This is a genomic window from Acinetobacter sp. NBRC 110496, assembly GCF_000876115.1.
GTDB lineage: Bacteria > Pseudomonadota > Gammaproteobacteria > Pseudomonadales > Moraxellaceae > Acinetobacter.
The window spans coordinates 67,036-84,530 of the sequence record NZ_BBTF01000009.1 but is presented as its reverse complement, the minus strand read 5'-3'; the positions used below and the strand labels follow the sequence as shown (position 1 = coordinate 84,530).

18 protein-coding genes are annotated in these 17,495 nt (G+C 43.9%); 8 read left to right on the top strand and 10 right to left on the bottom strand.

Annotated elements, in window-relative coordinates:
- Positions 1 to 79: 79 nt before the first annotated feature.
- From argA to ubiG, 5 genes are all read right to left on the bottom strand, one after another.
- Complete coding sequence (gene argA / locus Aba26S_RS06995; RefSeq protein WP_005277772.1) at positions 80 to 1,435, bottom strand: amino-acid N-acetyltransferase; 1,356 nt, start codon at positions 1,433 to 1,435, stop codon at positions 80 to 82.
- Positions 1,436 to 1,546: 111 nt separating this feature from the next.
- A complete protein-coding gene (locus tag Aba26S_RS06990) occupies positions 1,547 to 1,930 on the bottom strand; it encodes an RcnB family protein (RefSeq protein WP_016653340.1) in 384 nt (127 codons plus the stop codon).
- 182 nt (positions 1,931 to 2,112) lie between these two features.
- On the bottom strand, positions 2,113 to 2,859 hold the full coding sequence (locus Aba26S_RS06985) for a YciK family oxidoreductase (RefSeq protein WP_005277775.1): 747 nt from the start codon (positions 2,857 to 2,859) through the stop codon (positions 2,113 to 2,115).
- Between the two features lie 31 nt (positions 2,860 to 2,890).
- Positions 2,891 to 3,595: an HAD family hydrolase gene (locus tag Aba26S_RS06980; RefSeq protein WP_043970971.1), complete on the bottom strand. Its 705-nt coding sequence runs from the start codon at positions 3,593 to 3,595 to the stop codon at positions 2,891 to 2,893.
- Complete coding sequence (gene ubiG, locus Aba26S_RS06975; RefSeq protein WP_016542486.1) at positions 3,592 to 4,308, bottom strand: bifunctional 2-polyprenyl-6-hydroxyphenol methylase/3-demethylubiquinol 3-O-methyltransferase UbiG; 717 nt, start codon at positions 4,306 to 4,308, stop codon at positions 3,592 to 3,594. The genes Aba26S_RS06980 and ubiG overlap by 4 nt, the downstream gene beginning before the upstream one ends.
- A gap of 178 nt (positions 4,309 to 4,486) precedes the next feature.
- Between ubiG and Aba26S_RS06970 the strand changes: the two genes are divergently transcribed.
- A complete protein-coding gene (locus tag Aba26S_RS06970) occupies positions 4,487 to 5,107 on the top strand; it encodes a thiol:disulfide interchange protein DsbA/DsbL (protein ID WP_043970964.1) in 621 nt (206 codons plus the stop codon).
- 51 nt (positions 5,108 to 5,158) lie between these two features.
- On the opposite strand, the gene Aba26S_RS06965 is transcribed toward Aba26S_RS06970, so the two are convergent.
- Positions 5,159 to 5,794 (bottom strand): TetR/AcrR family transcriptional regulator, encoded by a 636-nt coding sequence (locus Aba26S_RS06965; RefSeq protein ID WP_004801761.1) that lies wholly within the window; start codon positions 5,792 to 5,794, stop codon positions 5,159 to 5,161.
- 107 nt (positions 5,795 to 5,901) lie between these two features.
- Complete coding sequence (locus tag Aba26S_RS06960) at positions 5,902 to 6,552, bottom strand: TetR family transcriptional regulator (RefSeq protein ID WP_016653338.1); 651 nt, start codon at positions 6,550 to 6,552, stop codon at positions 5,902 to 5,904.
- A 312-nt stretch (positions 6,553 to 6,864) separates the two neighbouring features.
- On the opposite strand from Aba26S_RS06960, the gene Aba26S_RS06955 reads away from it, so the two are divergent.
- The 5 genes from Aba26S_RS06955 (at position 6,865) to Aba26S_RS06935 (ending at position 12,804) form a co-directional block, all read left to right on the top strand.
- On the top strand, positions 6,865 to 7,890 hold the full coding sequence (locus Aba26S_RS06955; protein ID WP_043970960.1) for a flavin reductase family protein: 1,026 nt from the start codon (positions 6,865 to 6,867) through the stop codon (positions 7,888 to 7,890).
- Between the two features lie 33 nt (positions 7,891 to 7,923).
- A complete protein-coding gene (locus Aba26S_RS06950) occupies positions 7,924 to 9,066 on the top strand; it encodes an acyl-CoA desaturase (protein ID WP_171248929.1) in 1,143 nt (380 codons plus the stop codon).
- 97 nt (positions 9,067 to 9,163) lie between these two features.
- Positions 9,164 to 9,880, top strand: coding sequence for a ribonuclease PH (gene rph, locus Aba26S_RS06945; RefSeq protein ID WP_005277792.1), 717 nt, complete (start codon positions 9,164 to 9,166; stop codon positions 9,878 to 9,880).
- A 307-nt stretch (positions 9,881 to 10,187) separates the two neighbouring features.
- Positions 10,188 to 12,368: a phosphocholine-specific phospholipase C gene (locus tag Aba26S_RS06940; protein ID WP_043970955.1), complete on the top strand. Its 2,181-nt coding sequence runs from the start codon at positions 10,188 to 10,190 to the stop codon at positions 12,366 to 12,368.
- Positions 12,369 to 12,612: 244 nt separating this feature from the next.
- Positions 12,613 to 12,804, top strand: coding sequence for a hypothetical protein (locus Aba26S_RS06935; protein WP_016653334.1), 192 nt, complete (start codon positions 12,613 to 12,615; stop codon positions 12,802 to 12,804).
- Here the strand turns inward: Aba26S_RS06935 and nadC are convergent.
- Complete coding sequence (nadC, locus tag Aba26S_RS06930) at positions 12,801 to 13,646, bottom strand: carboxylating nicotinate-nucleotide diphosphorylase (protein WP_005277801.1); 846 nt, start codon at positions 13,644 to 13,646, stop codon at positions 12,801 to 12,803. The two genes, Aba26S_RS06935 and nadC, sit on opposite strands and share 4 nt — an antisense overlap.
- A 145-nt stretch (positions 13,647 to 13,791) precedes the next feature.
- On the opposite strand from nadC, the gene ampD reads away from it, so the two are divergent.
- Together ampD and murJ are read left to right on the top strand one after the other, a co-directional pair.
- Entirely contained in the window at positions 13,792 to 14,385 is a 594-nt protein-coding gene (ampD, locus tag Aba26S_RS06925; RefSeq protein WP_043971005.1) for a 1,6-anhydro-N-acetylmuramyl-L-alanine amidase AmpD, read from the top strand.
- A gap of 62 nt (positions 14,386 to 14,447) precedes the next feature.
- A complete protein-coding gene (murJ, locus tag Aba26S_RS06920; RefSeq protein ID WP_171248928.1) occupies positions 14,448 to 15,998 on the top strand; it encodes a murein biosynthesis integral membrane protein MurJ in 1,551 nt (516 codons plus the stop codon).
- A gap of 46 nt (positions 15,999 to 16,044) precedes the next feature.
- On the opposite strand, the gene Aba26S_RS06915 is transcribed toward murJ, so the two are convergent.
- Both Aba26S_RS06915 and Aba26S_RS06910 read right to left on the bottom strand, forming a co-directional pair.
- Positions 16,045 to 16,728, bottom strand: coding sequence for an FKBP-type peptidyl-prolyl cis-trans isomerase (locus tag Aba26S_RS06915; protein WP_043970950.1), 684 nt, complete (start codon positions 16,726 to 16,728; stop codon positions 16,045 to 16,047).
- A gap of 48 nt (positions 16,729 to 16,776) precedes the next feature.
- Complete coding sequence (locus Aba26S_RS06910; protein ID WP_043970948.1) at positions 16,777 to 17,484, bottom strand: FKBP-type peptidyl-prolyl cis-trans isomerase; 708 nt, start codon at positions 17,482 to 17,484, stop codon at positions 16,777 to 16,779.
- Positions 17,485 to 17,495: the final 11 nt, after the last annotated feature.

Below are 17,495 nucleotides of genomic sequence, written 5' to 3'. Positions count from 1 at the left end.
TACAGACTTAAGCAAAGATAATGATGATGAAGAGAGATCTTTATCAAAAATAAACATATCTCTTCATCGTGCTGGAGATTTAGCGCAGTCTCTTTTTAAAGACTAAGGAATTACGTTGATAGTTATACAAGGCCTGACGTGCATTGGGTAAATCATCCACACTGGCAGGGATAAAGCCTTGTTCTAAAAACCAGTGTGCGGTTCGCGTGGTGAGGACAAACAGCTGTTGAATCCCTTGTTGTTTGGCCTTGCTTTCCAAAAATTGCAGAATTTGGCTACCGCGGTTGGATTTTCGGTAACTTGAATCGACGGCAACACAGGCGATTTCAGCTGAACGAATTTCACTGGTCTCTGCTGGGATCGGATAAAGCGCTGCGCAAGCCAAGATCATGCCATCTCGTTCAATGACAGCAAACTGTTCAATTTCACTTTCAAGACGTTCACGTGAGCGATAAACCAGAATGCCTTCTTGTTCCAGTGGTCGAAGTAGATTAATCAAGCCACCGACATCGTGAATATTGGCAATACGTACTTCTTCATAGTGTGCATCGGTAATTAATGTTCCAATACCATCGCGGGTAAACAGCTCTTCAATCAAGGCACCGTCATAGGCATAAGAGATTAAATGCACGCGATGCACACCAGATAAAGACGCTTGTTGAGCTTGTTTGAGATGTAAAGCGAACTCGGGGTATTGTTGCTGATTTTGCTGAATATAGGGTTCGAGCTGGCGTGGACTTAATTCACGCAGTAATTGCTGTTGAGCATTCATCAACCCTTGTTTTTCACCCAGAAAAATTAACTTATCTGCCTTTAAGGAGATTGCGGTTTTGGTCGCAACCTCTTCTGCCAGTAAATTAAAAACTTCTCCTGTGGTTGAATAACCTGTTGGTCCCAACAAGACAATATTATGATTATCTAAATGGCGCTGAATGGCATCGGTATCAATTGAACGCACTTCCCCAGTGAGCTGGAAATCAATGCCATCCCGAATCCCGTACGGTTTCGCCGTGACAAAATTACCAGAGACCACATCAATGCGAGCACCGTACATCGGAGAGTTGGCCAATCCCATGGAAAGCAGGGCTTCAATCTCTAGGCGGATCGAACCGACTGCATTCATGACACCACGCAGGGATTCACGTGTGGTCACACGACGATTGTGATGAAATGGAGCTTCGATATTACGATCACGTAGATTCTGATTGATTTGCGGACGTGCGCCATAGACCAAGATCAGGCGGATGCCCAAAGAGTGCAGCAGGGCAATATCATGGATAATGTGTTGAAAATTTTCGTGCTGAACTGCTTCACCTGCAAACATCAGTACAAAGGTTTTATCGCGATGCGCATTGATATACGGGGCGGAGTGGCGAAACCAATGCACATAATCTTTGGTTGTACTATGTGAGGTTTCAATCATTTGGTTCGCCATGTTGTTCTCAGATTTACATCAATTGCTTTGATTCTAACGAAAAAAAAGAAAAGATAAATCTCTTCGTAAAGTCAGCATTCAACTTTCTTTCGTGGCGGCATCGAAAACAGTCTAAAAACCCATGATCCGGATAATACTGTTGTCATCCGAGTTGACTAAAATATAGTCGTTGTTGATTTTATACCACTGTTCGTTGCGACTTGGGCGAGGCAGATTGTTGTCTTTATAATCGACTTTATAGCCATTACCACGGTAATGTTGGGGCATGACATAGCCTTCTTGCCAACGATGTTGTTTTAAGCGCTCAACACCACGTTCTTCACGCATGCGACGTTCACGTTGACGATTTTCACCATCCGGGCGATCAAAGTTACGACCACCACCTTGCCAGCCGCCACGCGAATCATCATCGCGATCATGTGGACCTGCGAAAGTCCCCAGACTACTGAACAGGGTTGTCGAACCTAAAACCAAGATAATGAAAATTTTTTTCATGATGCACCTTATGGACTTCGGATGTCTCTCATGTGAACTACTGTACGTTAAAAATGCAGAGAAACTGTGAAGATCGATTCATTATTCCATTAAAACAATGAAGATTCTTCACATATTTCTCTTAAAAAAGCAGTTTTAGGCACAGTGTCCAATGTTATTTAGAATTATTTTAATGATTAAATTTAAGCTTGAGCATCAATACTTTGCCCATTCATCTCTAAACTATCATCGCCCATGAGGTACAGATAGGCTGGCATAATGCTATCTGGCGTTGGAAGAACCTTTGGATCTTCTTCTGGGTAGGCTTTGGCCCGCATTGCGGTACGGGTACCGCCTGGGTTGATGCAGTTAAAACGAATATTCGGGTAGGTATTTTCTGCGGCAAAAATTTTGCTCATGGCTTCAGTGGCCACTTTAGACACCGAATAAGCGCCCCATAAAGCACGTGCCTCACGACCGACACTTGAACTGGTAAAAACCACAGAAGCGTGCTCAGATTTTTCCAGTAAAGGCAACAAGGCCTGAGTCAGGGCAAAAGGAGCACGTAAATTCACAGCCAGTACATCATCCCAAACATCGACAGGATAGTGCGCCAGTTCAACCCGATCACCCAACATGCCTGCATTATGCAAGATACCATCCAGACGACCGAATTGTTGCTCTAGCGTGCTCACCAACAGCTCATAATCATGGGTTGATGCAGTTGAAAGCTGTAAGGGTAAAATCGCAGGCTGTGGTGCACCTAAGCCTTCAATTTCATCATAGATCACTTCAAGTTTATTTAACGTACGGCCATGCAAGACCACCGTTGCGCCGTGCAAGGCATAGCTCATCGCTGCAGCCCGGCCAATCCCATCACCCGCACCTGTAATGAGAATAATACGATCTTTCAGTAAATCTGGACGAGGTTGATATTCTGAATAGTTCATTGTTATGCCTCCTGTTCTTATCTGCAAAAATTTAAATTGAGCCCATCATACCCTGATTTTCTGACAACACCGTGATTTTCTGTTTAAGCAGTTGGTGCAGTTCAGCAGTGCTATGAATGATGGCATCAGCCTGCCAAGCAGCAAGATCATCACGTGATTCTACCGGTAAATAGCCGTAGGCTGCCAAGATGGTATACATATTGGCATGGCGACCTGCATCAATATCGCGTGGATGATCACCGACATAGATAATCTCTTGAGCATCGATCTCGAGCTGTTTGGCAGCCAAATACATGGGTTCAGGATCGGGTTTGGTCTTGCGGACATCTTCTGGGCAGACCAAGACCGCACAGCGTTCAGTCAGATCCAGTTTGGCCAATAACGACTCACTTAAACCACGTGGTTTGTTGGTTACAATGCCCCACGGAATCTGATGCGCTTCAAGTTCCTCAAGCAACGGATACATCCCTGAAAACAGGTCGGTATCGACCACAATATTGTCACCATACACATCTAGAAAGCGTTGCCGATGTGCTAAAAATACTGGGTCTGTGACCTCTAATTCTGGATAGACCAGTTTCACCATGGCACGCGCGCCTTCCGACACTTGAGTACGAATGGTATCGGCATCGACCACGGGGCGTTGTTCATCACGGCACATTTGCTGGATGATACGAATAAAGTCCGCAGCGGTGTCGATCAGGGTGCCATCGAGGTCAAATAAAACAGCTTTCATTCGGCACCTGCATTGGTGGTATGCACCATGTAATTCACATCCACATTCGGCGCTAACCAGTAGTGTTTGGTAATCGGGTTGTAGTGCAAGCCGGTCATTTCTTTCAGGCTAAGCCCTGCATTACGAATATCATGCGCCATTTCTGAAGGGCGAATGAATTTATGATAGTCATGCGTGCCTTTAGGCAATAAACGCAGCACATATTCCGCGCCAATAATCGCAAATAAATACGATTTAGGGTTACGGTTAATGGTCGAAAAGAACACATGGCCGCCTGGTTTGACCAGTGTTTGGCACGCTTTCACGATTGAGGCTGGATCAGGCACGTGTTCCATCATTTCCATACAGGTCACCACATCGTATTGACCTGCTTGCTCTTGCGCCAGTTGCTCAACTGGGATTTGACGATATTCAATGTTTTGCACATTGTCTTGTTGTGCATGCAAGCGACCGACAGCAAGAGGGGCTTCACCCATATCGATACCGAGGACATCGGCACCACGACGCGCCATGCTTTCAGCCAAAATACCGCCACCGCAGCCGACATCGAGTACTTTCTTGCCCGCCAAGCCACCAACACGTTCATCGACCCAATTGAGACGTAAGGGATTGATTTGATGAAGTGGGCGGAATTCAGAATGTTGATCCCACCATTTGGCAGCCAATGCTTCAAATTTTGCGATTTCTTGCGGGTCAACATTCAATTGCGACATGGTGTCACCTCTATATTAGGATGATTATTTCGGTTTAATCTGTTGGTAGTGTAGCGATTCTGGCAAAAAAAGCGATAAATCCAATAAAAAACTTCACAGAAGCAAAACGAATTGCTCGTGTTTGTTTTATATTTAGCATATAAACTTACGAAAAATGCTTAGAGGAAAAGCAAAGCCAATGAAAAAGTTAGTATTAGGTGGTTTAAGTGCAGTTGCGTTGGCATTCTCAATGAATGCAATGGCAGCAGATTTTGTGGCTGGTAAAGACTATACCGTGATTGCCAATCCAGGCAAAACCTCAGCACCTGCTGGACAACTCGAAGTACGTGAGTTCTTCTGGTATGGCTGCCCGCACTGCTTCAAGCTTGAGCCACATATGCAAACATGGTTAAAGCAAATTCCAAAAGACGTTTATTTCTTACGTACGCCTGCGGCGATGAATAAAGTCTGGGAACAAGGGGCACGCGGTTACTATGTGTCGGAAGCACTGGGTATCCGCAAGAAAACCCATATTCCATTGTTCCATGCGATTCATGACGGCAATCAGCAGATTTTTGACCAAGCATCGCAAGCAAAATTCTTTGCGCGTTATGGTGTGCCAGAGCAGAAATTTAACAGCATGTTTAACTCATTCCCGATCACGGCAAAAATTGCCGAATCAAATAAGTTGGCACAGCAATACCAGTTGACGGGCGTGCCAGCCGTAGTCGTGAATGGTAAATATGTGGTGCAGGGTGAAGATGGCAAAGTAACCCAGGTGGTTGATTATTTATTGGAAAAAGAGCGTCAAGCGAAATAACTTAGAGCTGTCTCCAACAAAAAAGGACTGCGATTGCAGTCCTTTTTTGATTTAGTTTTGATCGATCTGTAAGTCTTTTAAATCAATCTGAACTTTTTGTGTTGGTAGTGACAAGGCCTGATTGACATAGAGGTTGATTAACTTCTCGCGTGAGCCGATTGAACGCTGGTAATAGCTTGAGTTCAGTAATAAGGCAGCACCATAGGTCAGTGACCAGATATAAGACAGGTAGTCCCGAATCGACATATCGTAATTTTGTGATTTTAAATATTTTTCGGTCATGTCTTTTAATGACACAATGCGTTGCTGACGGATGGCGTAAAGTTCATCAAACAGATGCTTTAACTTCGACTCGGTCATGGTGAGGTGTTCTTCTAACTGATGCAGCAGAATGGTACGACTTGGTGAGGTTAAATGATAAAGCATATAGCGTGGCGCGTATTCTTTGACATCAGTATTGTATTTGTCTGAAATCTTTAAAATTTCTTTTTCATTTTGAATAATGAGCTCCAACAGCAATTCATTCTTGCTGCGAAAATGTTTGTATAAGGTGCCCTTGGCAATATCCAGTTCAGCAACCAGTTCATCTAGGGTCATTTCTTGGTTGTTTTCTAATAACAGCTTTTCCGCAACCTGCAAAATTTTTTCTTTACGAATTAAGAACTGAGTATGACGATCAGGATTCATGATGCTTATAAGCTCCTCATAGTGTTCTACACTGCATTTGCATTTGTGTCTAATTCATCATAACGCTAAGCAATGCTTTTATATATCAAACTTTGGTTTGTATCGGGTCAGGCGTTTTGGGGTTCCCAATTCGAGATCCCACTGAATAATAAGCGGACTTGAGTCGCGGCATTGTCAATAAACAGGTTTTGTTGTTCAAGCAAATGATCAATGGTGAATTGTTTGGGTAGATTGATCCAGGTCATGGCCCACGTAAACGACATATTAATCAAAATGGTCGAGAGTACCTGTAAGTCCTTGGCTTCTTTGATATGTTTGAAGGTTTCAAGTTTGCACAGATCGATCGCAAGATCTTCGATCAAAAATTCAATTTCACGGGCAATCGCGATACGCACCGTCTCTGAACCGCCCCAACGTTCTGCAATCATAAACTGCCATTGTTGTGGGCTGTGATTGACGGCTTGTACAAACATTTCAATGCTGGTTCGGGTTTTGGCTGAACCGCTATGGAGTAAATAGCTTTGTCCCAATTGATGAATCAAACTTTTTAAATGCAAAGAGACTTGATCAACCAGCTCTTGCCCAAGTGCGTCCATATCTTGAAAATGACGATAAAACGCCGTAGGCACCAAGCCCACTTCGCGAGCAACTTCGCGCAAACTAATACTACTGAATGAGCGCCCAGCAGTGCTGAGATGAAGTGCTGCATCGAGTAAAGCCTGCCGACTCTGTTGTTTTCGTTCATCTCTAATCGACATGAATAAGACTCATTGAAACCGTACAGCAGAGTCTAGCAAAAAAAACAGAAACTTTTTAGTCCTTGTCCATTGCTAAAGACCAATGTTTTTGATCTTTCCCTGATCAGGGCCTGCTAGATATGAGCTCATGGCATGCGTATTTTTTTAATTTTTCCCTTATTTTAAACGGCTTATCAAAAAGTATAAAAAATACCCAAAAAATTAGTGAACAAGTGTTGACTCAGTGAACACAAATAAATATAGTGTACACATGTTCACTACATGAACATTTGTTCACTCAATATAAATAGCCAGATACAAAACGAGGAACGTATGAACGCAGAGTTAAGTTATCAACCCCATTGGATTCGTGAAGATTTTGTTGATTTTATTTTGCAAAAAATCAAACCAAGCTTTGCTTGGAAGCGTACGCTTGCAGAAGTCACTGCGGTACAGCCACTCAGTGCAGATATGGTGTTATTGACCTTAAAGCCCAATCATAATTTTGATGTTCGCCAAGTCCAGGCGGGGCAAAGCGTGTTGATTACCCTGATGATTCATGGGGTGTATCAGCAACGTAGTTATTCAATTATTGATGTGACGTCTCAAGGCGAAATTCGTTTGGGCATCAAAGTCCAAGGTGTGGTGTCTAAAGCTGCTCAGCAACTTCGTGTTGGCGATCACTTTGAGATTTCACAGGCACAGGGAGACTTTGTCTTGCATCATGGGCAGCAACCCGCTGTTCTGATTGCATCAGGTTCAGGCATTACCGCGATCTATTCTTTATTGCAACAAGCATTACAACAGCAACTCGAAGACATTCATGTGTTGTACTTCAATCGCGCTGAAGTGTTTCATCAAGAGATTTTAGCTTTAGCTGAACAATATCCACAGTTGCATTATCACTTCTTTAATACATCGGCACAGAAACAACATTTAGATGCTGCATTGTTAGAAAAGTTAGTTCCGAATTTTAAAGATCTAAAAGCCTATGCCTGTGGTCATCACAGCATGATGCGCCAAGCACAAGACATTTATACACAGCAGGGTGCCGCGGAAAACTTCCATCAAGAATTTTTCCAACCTGTACAAATCGAGCATTCTAGTGAGGCTCAACCGATTAGTTTCCGTCGTGCGCAACAGAATTTTATTGCCACGACCAATCTGCTGAGTAGTGCAGAGCAAGCAGGTTTACGCCCACAACATGGTTGCCGCATGGGCGTATGTAACCGTTGTAGTTGCACCAAAGTCAGTGGCGTTACCCAGAACGTCATCACGGGTGAAATTGATGATCAACCGAATCGTCCGATCAAGTTATGTGTCAGCCAGGCCTTAAGCCCAGTCACCATTGATCTATAAAAACAAAGATATTTGAGGATGAACACCATGAATATGGCATTAGAATTTAAAACCGTATCAAAGTCAGCGCATTTAACCCCTGAACAAGTCGAGGCGTTCGGTCGCCGTGTTGAGGAAATTCGCTTAGAAGTGATGCAGAATCTCGGCGAGCAGGATTCAAAATATATCTATAAAGTCCGTAATTTTGTACGTTATACCGAAATCGCGTCACGTGGCATGTTGATGTTCGGTGGCTGGATTCCACCGGTATGGTTATTGGGAACCGCGATGCTCGGTGTCTCTAAAATCGTCGAGAATATGGAGTTGGGGCATAATGTGATGCATGGTCAGTTTGACTGGCTGAATGACCCAAGCTTGCGTGGCGAAGACTACGATTGGGATAACACCTGTTCAGGCAATGACTGGCGCTACACGCATAACTACATGCACCACACCTATACTAATATTGTCGGTAAAGATCATGACGTCGGCTATGGCATTTTACGCGTGACTGAAGATCAGAAGTGGGAGGTGCGTCATTTGGCCAATATTCCATTGGCCTTACAGTTGATGTTCTTTTTCCAGTGGTATGTCGGTGTACAAAATCTGCATTTAGAAGATGCGTTGGTGTATAAAACCAAAACCTGGAAACAGGTTTGGGCAGATGCGGCCGAGTTCCGTAAAAAAGCCAGACGCCAAGTGTTGAAAGACTATGTGTTCTTCCCAGCGATTGCGACCATCAACTTTATTCCGGTGTTAGCAGGCAATGCAGTGGCGAATATCATGCGCAACGTGTGGTCATCTGCGGTGATTTTTAATGGTCACTTTACTGAAGATGCTGAAACCTTTGAAGCGGATAATACCGAGAACGAAACCAAGGCGCAGTGGTACCTTCGCCAGATTCGGGGTTCAAGTAACTTCACGGGTGGCAAATGGATGCACTTTATGAGTGGAAACTTAAGCCATCAGATTGAACATCATTTATTCCCCGATATGCCAGCCAATCGTTATGAGCAAGTTGCACCACAAATCAGAGCCTTATGTGCTGAATATGGGGTGAACTACAACGAAGCCAACTTTATGAAACAGTTCTGGACGGTGTGGGTGCGTTTAGCCAAATGTTCATTGCCAAATGATCTGTCAGCACAGTTGGGACAAGGCTGGAGCAATCTCAAGGCCAAGTTCAAGTTTGCTTAATTCGGTGAATTGTAACCAATAAGTAAAACTGAAAGCACGTGTAATTGAGCTATACTATGGCGCAATGATATTTGAGCCATAGTTTTAAGGAAACGTTATGCGTATTGACCAAAGAACATTAGACCAATTACGTGAGGTCAAAATTACCCGTAACTATACTCGTTACGCAGAAGGCTCAGTTTTGGTTGAGTTTGGTCATACCAAAGTGTTGTGTACCGCAAGCATTGAGAACTCAGTCCCTCGTTTCTTGAAAGGTCAGGGTCAAGGTTGGGTCACTGCGGAATACGGCATGTTACCGCGTTCAACCCATACTCGTAGTGATCGTGAAGCGGCGCGTGGTAAGCAAACGGGTCGTACCCAAGAAATTCAACGCCTGATTGGTCGTAGTTTACGTGCCATGGTGGATTTGAAGAAATTGGGTGAGAACACGATTACCATCGACTGTGATGTCATCCAAGCCGATGGTGGTACTCGTACTGCAGCGATTACCGGTGCAGCCGTGGCTTTGGTTGATGCCATGAATGTATTGCTCAGCAATAAGAAAATTAAACAAGATCCATTAAAAAGCTTAGTCGCAGCAATCTCTGTCGGGATGTATCAAGACGAAGTGCTACTCGATTTATGCTACGAAGAAGATTCAAATTGCCAAACTGATTTAAACGTGGTGATGACACAGGCGGGTGAATTTATTGAAATTCAAGGAACGGCAGAAGACAAACCGTTTACGCGCCAACAGTGCAATGCCATGTTAGAGCTTGCCGAAAAAGGAATCGCAGAATTGATTCAAAAGCAACAGCAGGCACTCGGTTGGTAAGTTCCAGTTGATAGTGCGGGCGGTCTGGTTTTTTTAGATCGCCTTTTTTTTATCTGTTTTTTGTCATCGAATTGCGATCAAATCATCATCGAACTGTCATTTAGATTGTATTGACTATCTGCACTGATATTTAACGGATAGTCAAATGCGAAATTTCTTTTTAGCGTTACTTGCTGGGAGCTGCTTGTTACTGAGTGCCTGTAACGATAGTGACGACAATAATAATTCAACGTCAAACCCGCAGCCGCCACAGCCTAGCTGCAAAATCCACTGTGCACCCTAACAATAAAAATAAGGAAATCGATAAATGAATCGTCGTGACTTTTTACTAAATTCAACCAAAGCCTTATTTGGTACAGCCGCGTTGACCAGCTTCCCGATGAGTATTCAAAAAGCGCTTGCGATTGATGCCAAGGTAGAAACTGGCACCATTAAAGATGTCAAACATGTGGTGATCTTGACTCAGGAAAACCGCTCTTTTGATAATTATTTTGGTACTTTGAAGGGAGTACGCGGTTTCGGTGATCGATTCACCATTCCGCTGAGCCAAGGCCGAAAAGTGTGGGAACAATACGATGCCAAGCAGAATAAAGTTTATCCCTATCACTTGGACAGTAGCCGTGGCAATGCGCAACGGGTGAGCGGTACACCGCATTCATGGACTGATGGGCAATATGCCTGGGATCATGGGCGCATGGGTAATTGGGTGCAATACAAGCAACCCCAATCGATGGGTTATTACAAACAACAGGAAGTTGAATTCCAGTTTGCCTTAGCCAATGCTTTTACCCTATGTGATGCTTATCACTGTGCCATGCATACCGGTACTAATTCCAACCGTATGTTTATCTGGACAGGAACCAATGGTCCAACAGGGGCCAACGTTGCCAGTGTGGTGAATGATCTCGATGCGATTGGTCCATCAATAACAGGCTATGACTGGACCACTTATCCAGAACGTTTGCAGCAAGCTGGCGTGAGCTGGAAAGTTTATCAGAACATGCCTGACAACTTTACCGATAATCCATTGGCAGGGTTTAAACAATATCGTCGTGCCAATGAGTTATCTGGCAAGCCCGTGAATAACAGCACCATTTGCCCAGCCTATGACCCAGCGATTGATGCTAGCCAACCGTTGTATAAAGGCATTGCCAATACCATGCCCGATGGTGGTTTTCTCGGAACATTTAAAGAAGACATTGCCAAGGATCAATTACCACAAGTGAGCTGGTTGGTCGCACCTGCGACCTATAGTGAACATCCTGGTCCATCGAGCCCTGTACAAGGGGCATGGTATATCCAAGAAGTCCTGAATGCCCTCACTGCACGCCCAGAACTTTGGAGCCAAACGGTTTTCTTAATCAACTTTGATGAAAATGATGGTTTCTTTGACCATGTGCCTTCACCAAGTGCACCCTCGATGGATACGGCTGGGACGGTCTATGGCAAGTCGACGCTGAGCAAAGAACAAATGTCCTATGAATATGCAACACATGCTAAAGCCTCTACGGGACAACCGAACTTTACTGATCCTAAAGTCAGTAATGGTGTCGGGGTCTATGGACCAGGGATTCGTGTGCCGATGTATATCATTTCACCGTGGAGCCGCGGTGGCTGGGTGAATTCACAGGTCTTTGACCATTCCTCGGTGATTCGTTTCCTCGAGCAATGTTTTGGGGTACAAGAGCCGAATATTAGCCCATACCGCCGTGCTGTATGCGGAGATTTAACCTCGGCATTTAATTTCAAAACACCTAATTTACTGCCTGTACCAGACTTATCTGGTAAAAAGAGTCAGGCTGAAGCAGATGCGATTCGTAAAGCGCAGGAGCGTTTAGCACAGGTCAGCCGTCCTTTAAGTCAGACTTATCCTGTACAGGAGATGGGGATTCGCCCATCGCGTGCATTGCCTTATGTCTTACACACCAGTGCCAAAGTAGATGCCACAGCGAAAACCGTCAAACTGATGTTCTTGAATACAGGCACGCATGCTGCAGTTTTCCATGTCTATGATAAGTTGAATCTAGATGCTGTACCACGCCGCTATATGGTGGAGGCAGGCAAGCAACTGGATGATGTTTGGCAGAGCAAAGACAATCAGTATGATTTGTGGGTATTGGGGCCAAATGGTTTCCATCGCAGTTTTGCGGGTAACCTGACGCAGGCGGCACAGATTCAGGCGCTGCCAGAAATTCGTGTCTGTATGGAAGCGTGTGATCCGAAGCTGTTCTTAAAAGTCCGTAATGATGCGGCCCAAACCGCTAAACTGGTCATTAAAGCGAATGCTTACTTACCGAAGAAGATCTGGACCATTCAAACGGCAACGACGGAAAAAGAACTGAGCTGGGATATGTCTGAATTCGGTGGCTGGTATGATTTTACCGTCACGATTGAAAATGATCCAAGTTATAGTCGCCGTTTTGCGGGTCGTATGGAGACCCATGAAGACTCAATTTCTGATCCGTATATGGGATTTACGGATTCATAAAAGCATTTCAATCCAGTTGAACAAGGAGCAGCCTAAGAATGTTTGGGCTGCTTTTGTGTTGAAGGAATAGACCTGTTTCTTGATGTGGCTTTACATACATTTAATGAATGCCGACAAAACCCTATCATCTTCAACAAGAGATCACGGTGCGTTTGCATGCTGTAACACAGTCCTCAGATTTGGCTCATTTTACTTTGATAGATTAGGCAAAAATTGAAACGAAGATCATGAAGGGATAATAATGATGCTACAAATTTTTCTGGTTTTACTTACTGCAGTCACTTTTGTCTTAATGGCTGCGGATCCACGACCGACTGATTCGACCGAAGCCAAATCAGCGTGGAGTGAGCGAGTTGCAACAACCCAATTGATTCAGACAGAGACTGTTGCTCAGCAACAGCCTGTAAAGCAAGAAAAAGACCTTGATCAGGCTTAAGCGTTAAAACGCATTGATAAATCAACTGCGCGTACGTCTTTGGTCAACACGCCCATAGAGATGTAATCGACCCCGGTGGTCGCAACTTCGCGTAAATTGTCGATGGTGATATTGCCTGAGGCTTCGAGTTTACAACGACCTGCTACATGCTTGACCGCATCAATCATCTGCTGCTGGCTGAAATTATCCAGCATGACAATATCAGCACCTGCTTCAAGCGCTTGATTCAGTTCATCCCAAGTTTCCACTTCGACTTCGACTGGCTTGCCCGGTGCAATGTCATGCGCTTGACGAATCGCTTGCGCAATACCGCCTGCGGCCATGATGTGATTTTCTTTAATTAAGAAAGCATCAAACAAACCTAAACGATGATTTTGTCCACCCCCTACGGCAACAGCATACTTCTGTGCAATGCGCAGGCCTGGTAAGGTTTTACGTGTATCCAGTAGTTTGGTATGTAAACCCTCGAGTTGTTTGAGATAGCTTGCAGTCTTGGTAGCAACCGCGGACAGGGTTTGAATGAAATTTAATGCTGGACGTTCTACGGTGAGCAAACTGCGCGCCGAGCCAGCCAATTTTAAAAAGGCTTCATTGGCGGCAACAACATCACCTTCCTGTTTTAACCAGGTGACTTGGACTGAGCTGTCATAGGCCTGAATTAAGGCATTCACCCAAGGTTGGCCTGCCAGAATCATCTCTTCACGACTAATAATGGTGGCTGTGGCTTGTTCATCGGCTGGTGTGAGTAGGGCCGTGATATCGCCATCCCCAATATCTTCTTGTAATGCTTGTTGAATATTGATTTGAATAGAGTGTTCAAGCAAAGATTGAGCGATACTCATACCAGTTCCAGTGTATGTTTGACTAAAAAACGTGTGCGTTATATTAGCACTCCCATCGTAAAAAATAAGCATTTCATCTCGATTATTCTAGATAAAGCATGGCAGAATGGCTGCTGTAAAGATTAAATTGCTGATTCGAGTCCTCATGCAACACGCTAGATTTGCTCAAGTACAAGACGGTGTATTGGCAGGTGCAACACAGATTGCATCGCCCAATTTTAATGCACGTCCTGCCGATACCGAGATTCAACTGATTGTCATCCACAATATCAGTTTGCCACCTTCACAGTTCGGTGGTGGTTATATTCAGCAATTCTTTCAAAATCAACTGGATTGGTCTGTGCATCCGTATTTCCAAACGATTGAGGGAATGAAAGTGTCTACTCATCTGCTGATTTTGCGGACAGGTGAGGTGATTCAGTTTGTGAATTTTAATGATCGTTCTTGGCATGCAGGGCGTTCAAGTTATTTAGCTCAGAAAGAATGTAATGATTATTCCATCGGGATTGAGCTAGAAGGCAGTGATGATTTACCTTTCGAGCCTGAACAATATCAAGCTTTAGTTGAAGTGGTCAGCACGTTGCAACAGGCTTATCCAAAGATTCAACAGCATCTTGCAGGTCATTCTGACATTGCGCCAAATCGTAAAACCGATCCAGGCGAACATTTTGATTGGCAATTATTCCGAAATTTGTTGGCTAAACAAAAGTTATCTAAAAAAATCTCGTCGGATTTATGATTTGATAACAAAATCTATTTGGACTTTCATTACAATAACGCTTTTTAAAAGATAAGCCGTAGGTGAATGCGATGGCATTGTGGCGATCGACTGTAATTGTCAGTGCAATGACGATGTTATCTCGAGTGTTGGGTTTAGTACGTGATGTGGTACTGCTCAATGTATTTGGTGCCGGTAAGGACTTCGATACTTTTGTCGTTGCCTTTCGTATTCCCAATTTTTTCAGGCGTTTATTTGCCGAGGGGGCTTTCTCTCAGGCTTTCATTCCTGTTTTAACGGAATACAAAACCAGTCGAGCGCATGCCGAAGTCCAGATTTTAATTAGTCGGGTATTTGGTTGTTTGCTTACAGCAATGTCATTGCTGACCTTTGTGGCGATGGTGGCGGCACCCGCAATTATTTATATTTATGCGCCAGGTTTCCATAACGATCCAGAGAAGTTTGAGCTCGCTGTGGATATGTTCCGCTTGACCATTCCCTACTTAATGTTTATGTCATTGACGGCTTTTGCCAGCAGTATCCTAAACAGTTATGGTTCATTTGCATCGCCTGCATTTTCACCTGTATTGCTGAATGTCGCAATGATTGCAGGGGCGTGGTGGCTGACGCCGTACATGGCGGAACCGATTATGGCCTTGGGTTGGGCTGTCGTCGTTGCAGGCGTTTTACAATTAGCGATCCAGATTCCTGAATTATGGAAGAAGAATTTACTGATTCCGCCTAAAGTGGACTTCAAACATGAAGGCGTGGATCGCATTTTAAAATTAATGCTTCCTGCTTTGTTTGGTGTTTCGGTCACGCAGATTAATTTATTACTGAACACTATTTGGGCTTCATTCATGCAGGATGGCTCGGTGTCTTGGTTATACAGTGCAGAACGTATGACTGAACTGCCACTCGGTTTGATTGGCGTAGCAATTGGCACCGTGATTTTACCTTCACTGTCTGCGCGTCATGCGGAACAAGATCAAGCTAAATTTAGAAATATGATTGATTGGGCTGCCAAGATTATTCTGTTGGTGGGTATTCCATCGAGTATTGCACTATTTATGCTCTCGACACCAATTATTCAGGCCTTGTTCCAACGAGGTGAGTTCACTTTAGAAGATACCCGAATGACAGCATTGGCCTTGCAATGTATGAGTGCAGGCGTCATCTCGTTTATGTTAATCAAAGTATTTGCACCTGGTTTTTATGCACAGCAAGATACCAAAACACCCGTTCGTGTCGGTTTAATGGCGGTCGCAGCCAATGCCATTTTAAACGTGATCTTCATTGGCTTGTTTAAGTTGATTGATTGGCATGCAGAGCATATGGCCTTAGCGCTTGCTTCTTCAGGTTCTGCTTTGGTGAATGCAGGAATGCTGTATTTCTATTTACATAAACGTAATATTTATCGTTTTGGTGGGCACTGGAAGAAATTGGCATTCCAATATGCCGTGGCCAATATCACCATGATTGCTGCGCTTTGGTATGGTTTAACGTGGTACCAAGGCGATATCTCGCAATGGTTACGTATCGCAGAGGTGGTCGGTTTGTGTGTGGTCGGCGTAATGGCTTATGTGATTGGATTGTTGGTGACCGGTTTCCGTCCTCGACATTTAAAAGCTTAAGGATATGACTGAAAAGTTAAACCCTCCGTGAAGGAGGGTTTTTTTATTATTTAACTTCGAGCAGTTCAATATCAAAAATTAAAGTACTGTTAGGACCAATTGCATCACCAGAGCCAACATCACCGTATGCTAAATTGGCAGGAATAAAGAAACGGCTTTTGCCCCCTTCTTTCATGGTTTGCACACCTTCGGTCCAGCCTGAAATCACTTGGCTAAGCTTAAACTCAAGCGGATGGTTGCGTGCAATAGAACTATCGAAGACTGTACCATCCAATAGACGTCCTTCATAGTTTACTTTCACTGTAGATGTTGCCTTTGGTGTTTTGCCTTTGCCTTGCTGTAAAACTTGATATTGCAGGCCTGATTTGGTTGTGACAATATCAGCTTTCTTTGCATTTTCAGCTAAAAAGGCTTTACCTGCCTGATCATTTTTTTGTGCCTGTTCTTGAAACTCAACCAGTTGCTTTGCTTCCAAGCGCTTTTTATATTGGCTGAGAACATTGGCCATTTCCTCATCCGTTAAGGAGGCATTTTTCCCTTGAATCGCTTCTTGTAAGCCCTGTACAAAGGCATCCATATTCAAATCTTTTAAAGTTTCAGCATTACCTCGACCCATCAGATAACCATAGCTATAGCCAAGTTGATCTTTTTGTGGACTTTTTTGAGTAATAGGTGCCGCGTGAACCGTTCCGATGGTTGAGGCAATTAAAATTAAACTTAGTTTTTTCATTATTTCTTCCAAAAAATAAAGGAGAGCACAAGCTCTCCTTATATCAGTTTATTTTACCGCGATTAATTCTACATCAAAAATTAATGTGCTATTTGGTGGGATTGAACCAGGAACACCTTGCTCACCGTAACCTAAGTTCGCAGGAATATAAAGCGTTGCTTTACCGCCTTCTTTCATCAGTTGCAAGCCTTCAGTCCAACCTGGAATCACTTGGTTCAGTGGGAACTCAATTGGTTCACCACGATCATAAGAGCTGTCAAAGACTTTACCATCGGTGAGTTGGCCTTTGTAATGAACTTTTACCACAGAACTGGCAGTCGGTTGTTTACCTGTACCTTCTTTGGTGATTTTATATTGTAGACCTGAAGCCGTAGTTTTCACGCCTTCTTTTTTCGCATTTTCTGCTAGGAAGCTATTGTTAGTTGCTTCAACTTTTTTACTGTCATTGAGCTGTTTTTGTTGCATTTCTTTCTGGAATTCAACATAAGCGGCTTGTAATTCCTCTTCTGTATAGGCAGCAGGTTTTTGCCCATGTCCATCACGGAAACCGGTAATGAAGGCACTGGTTTCTAATTCAGGAGGTGTTTGTTTAGCAACTTCATAGCCCAATGCGTAACTGATTTTTGCGACAGGCGCTGCATTTTTATCAGCTTTGGCCCCAAGTTCAGTTGCCGGATGTTTAGTCGCATAATATACAGGAACGAGCGCTGCACCGCCTAAAACGACCGCGACAACGAAAGGTAAAGCTTTACTCATGAGATGTCCCA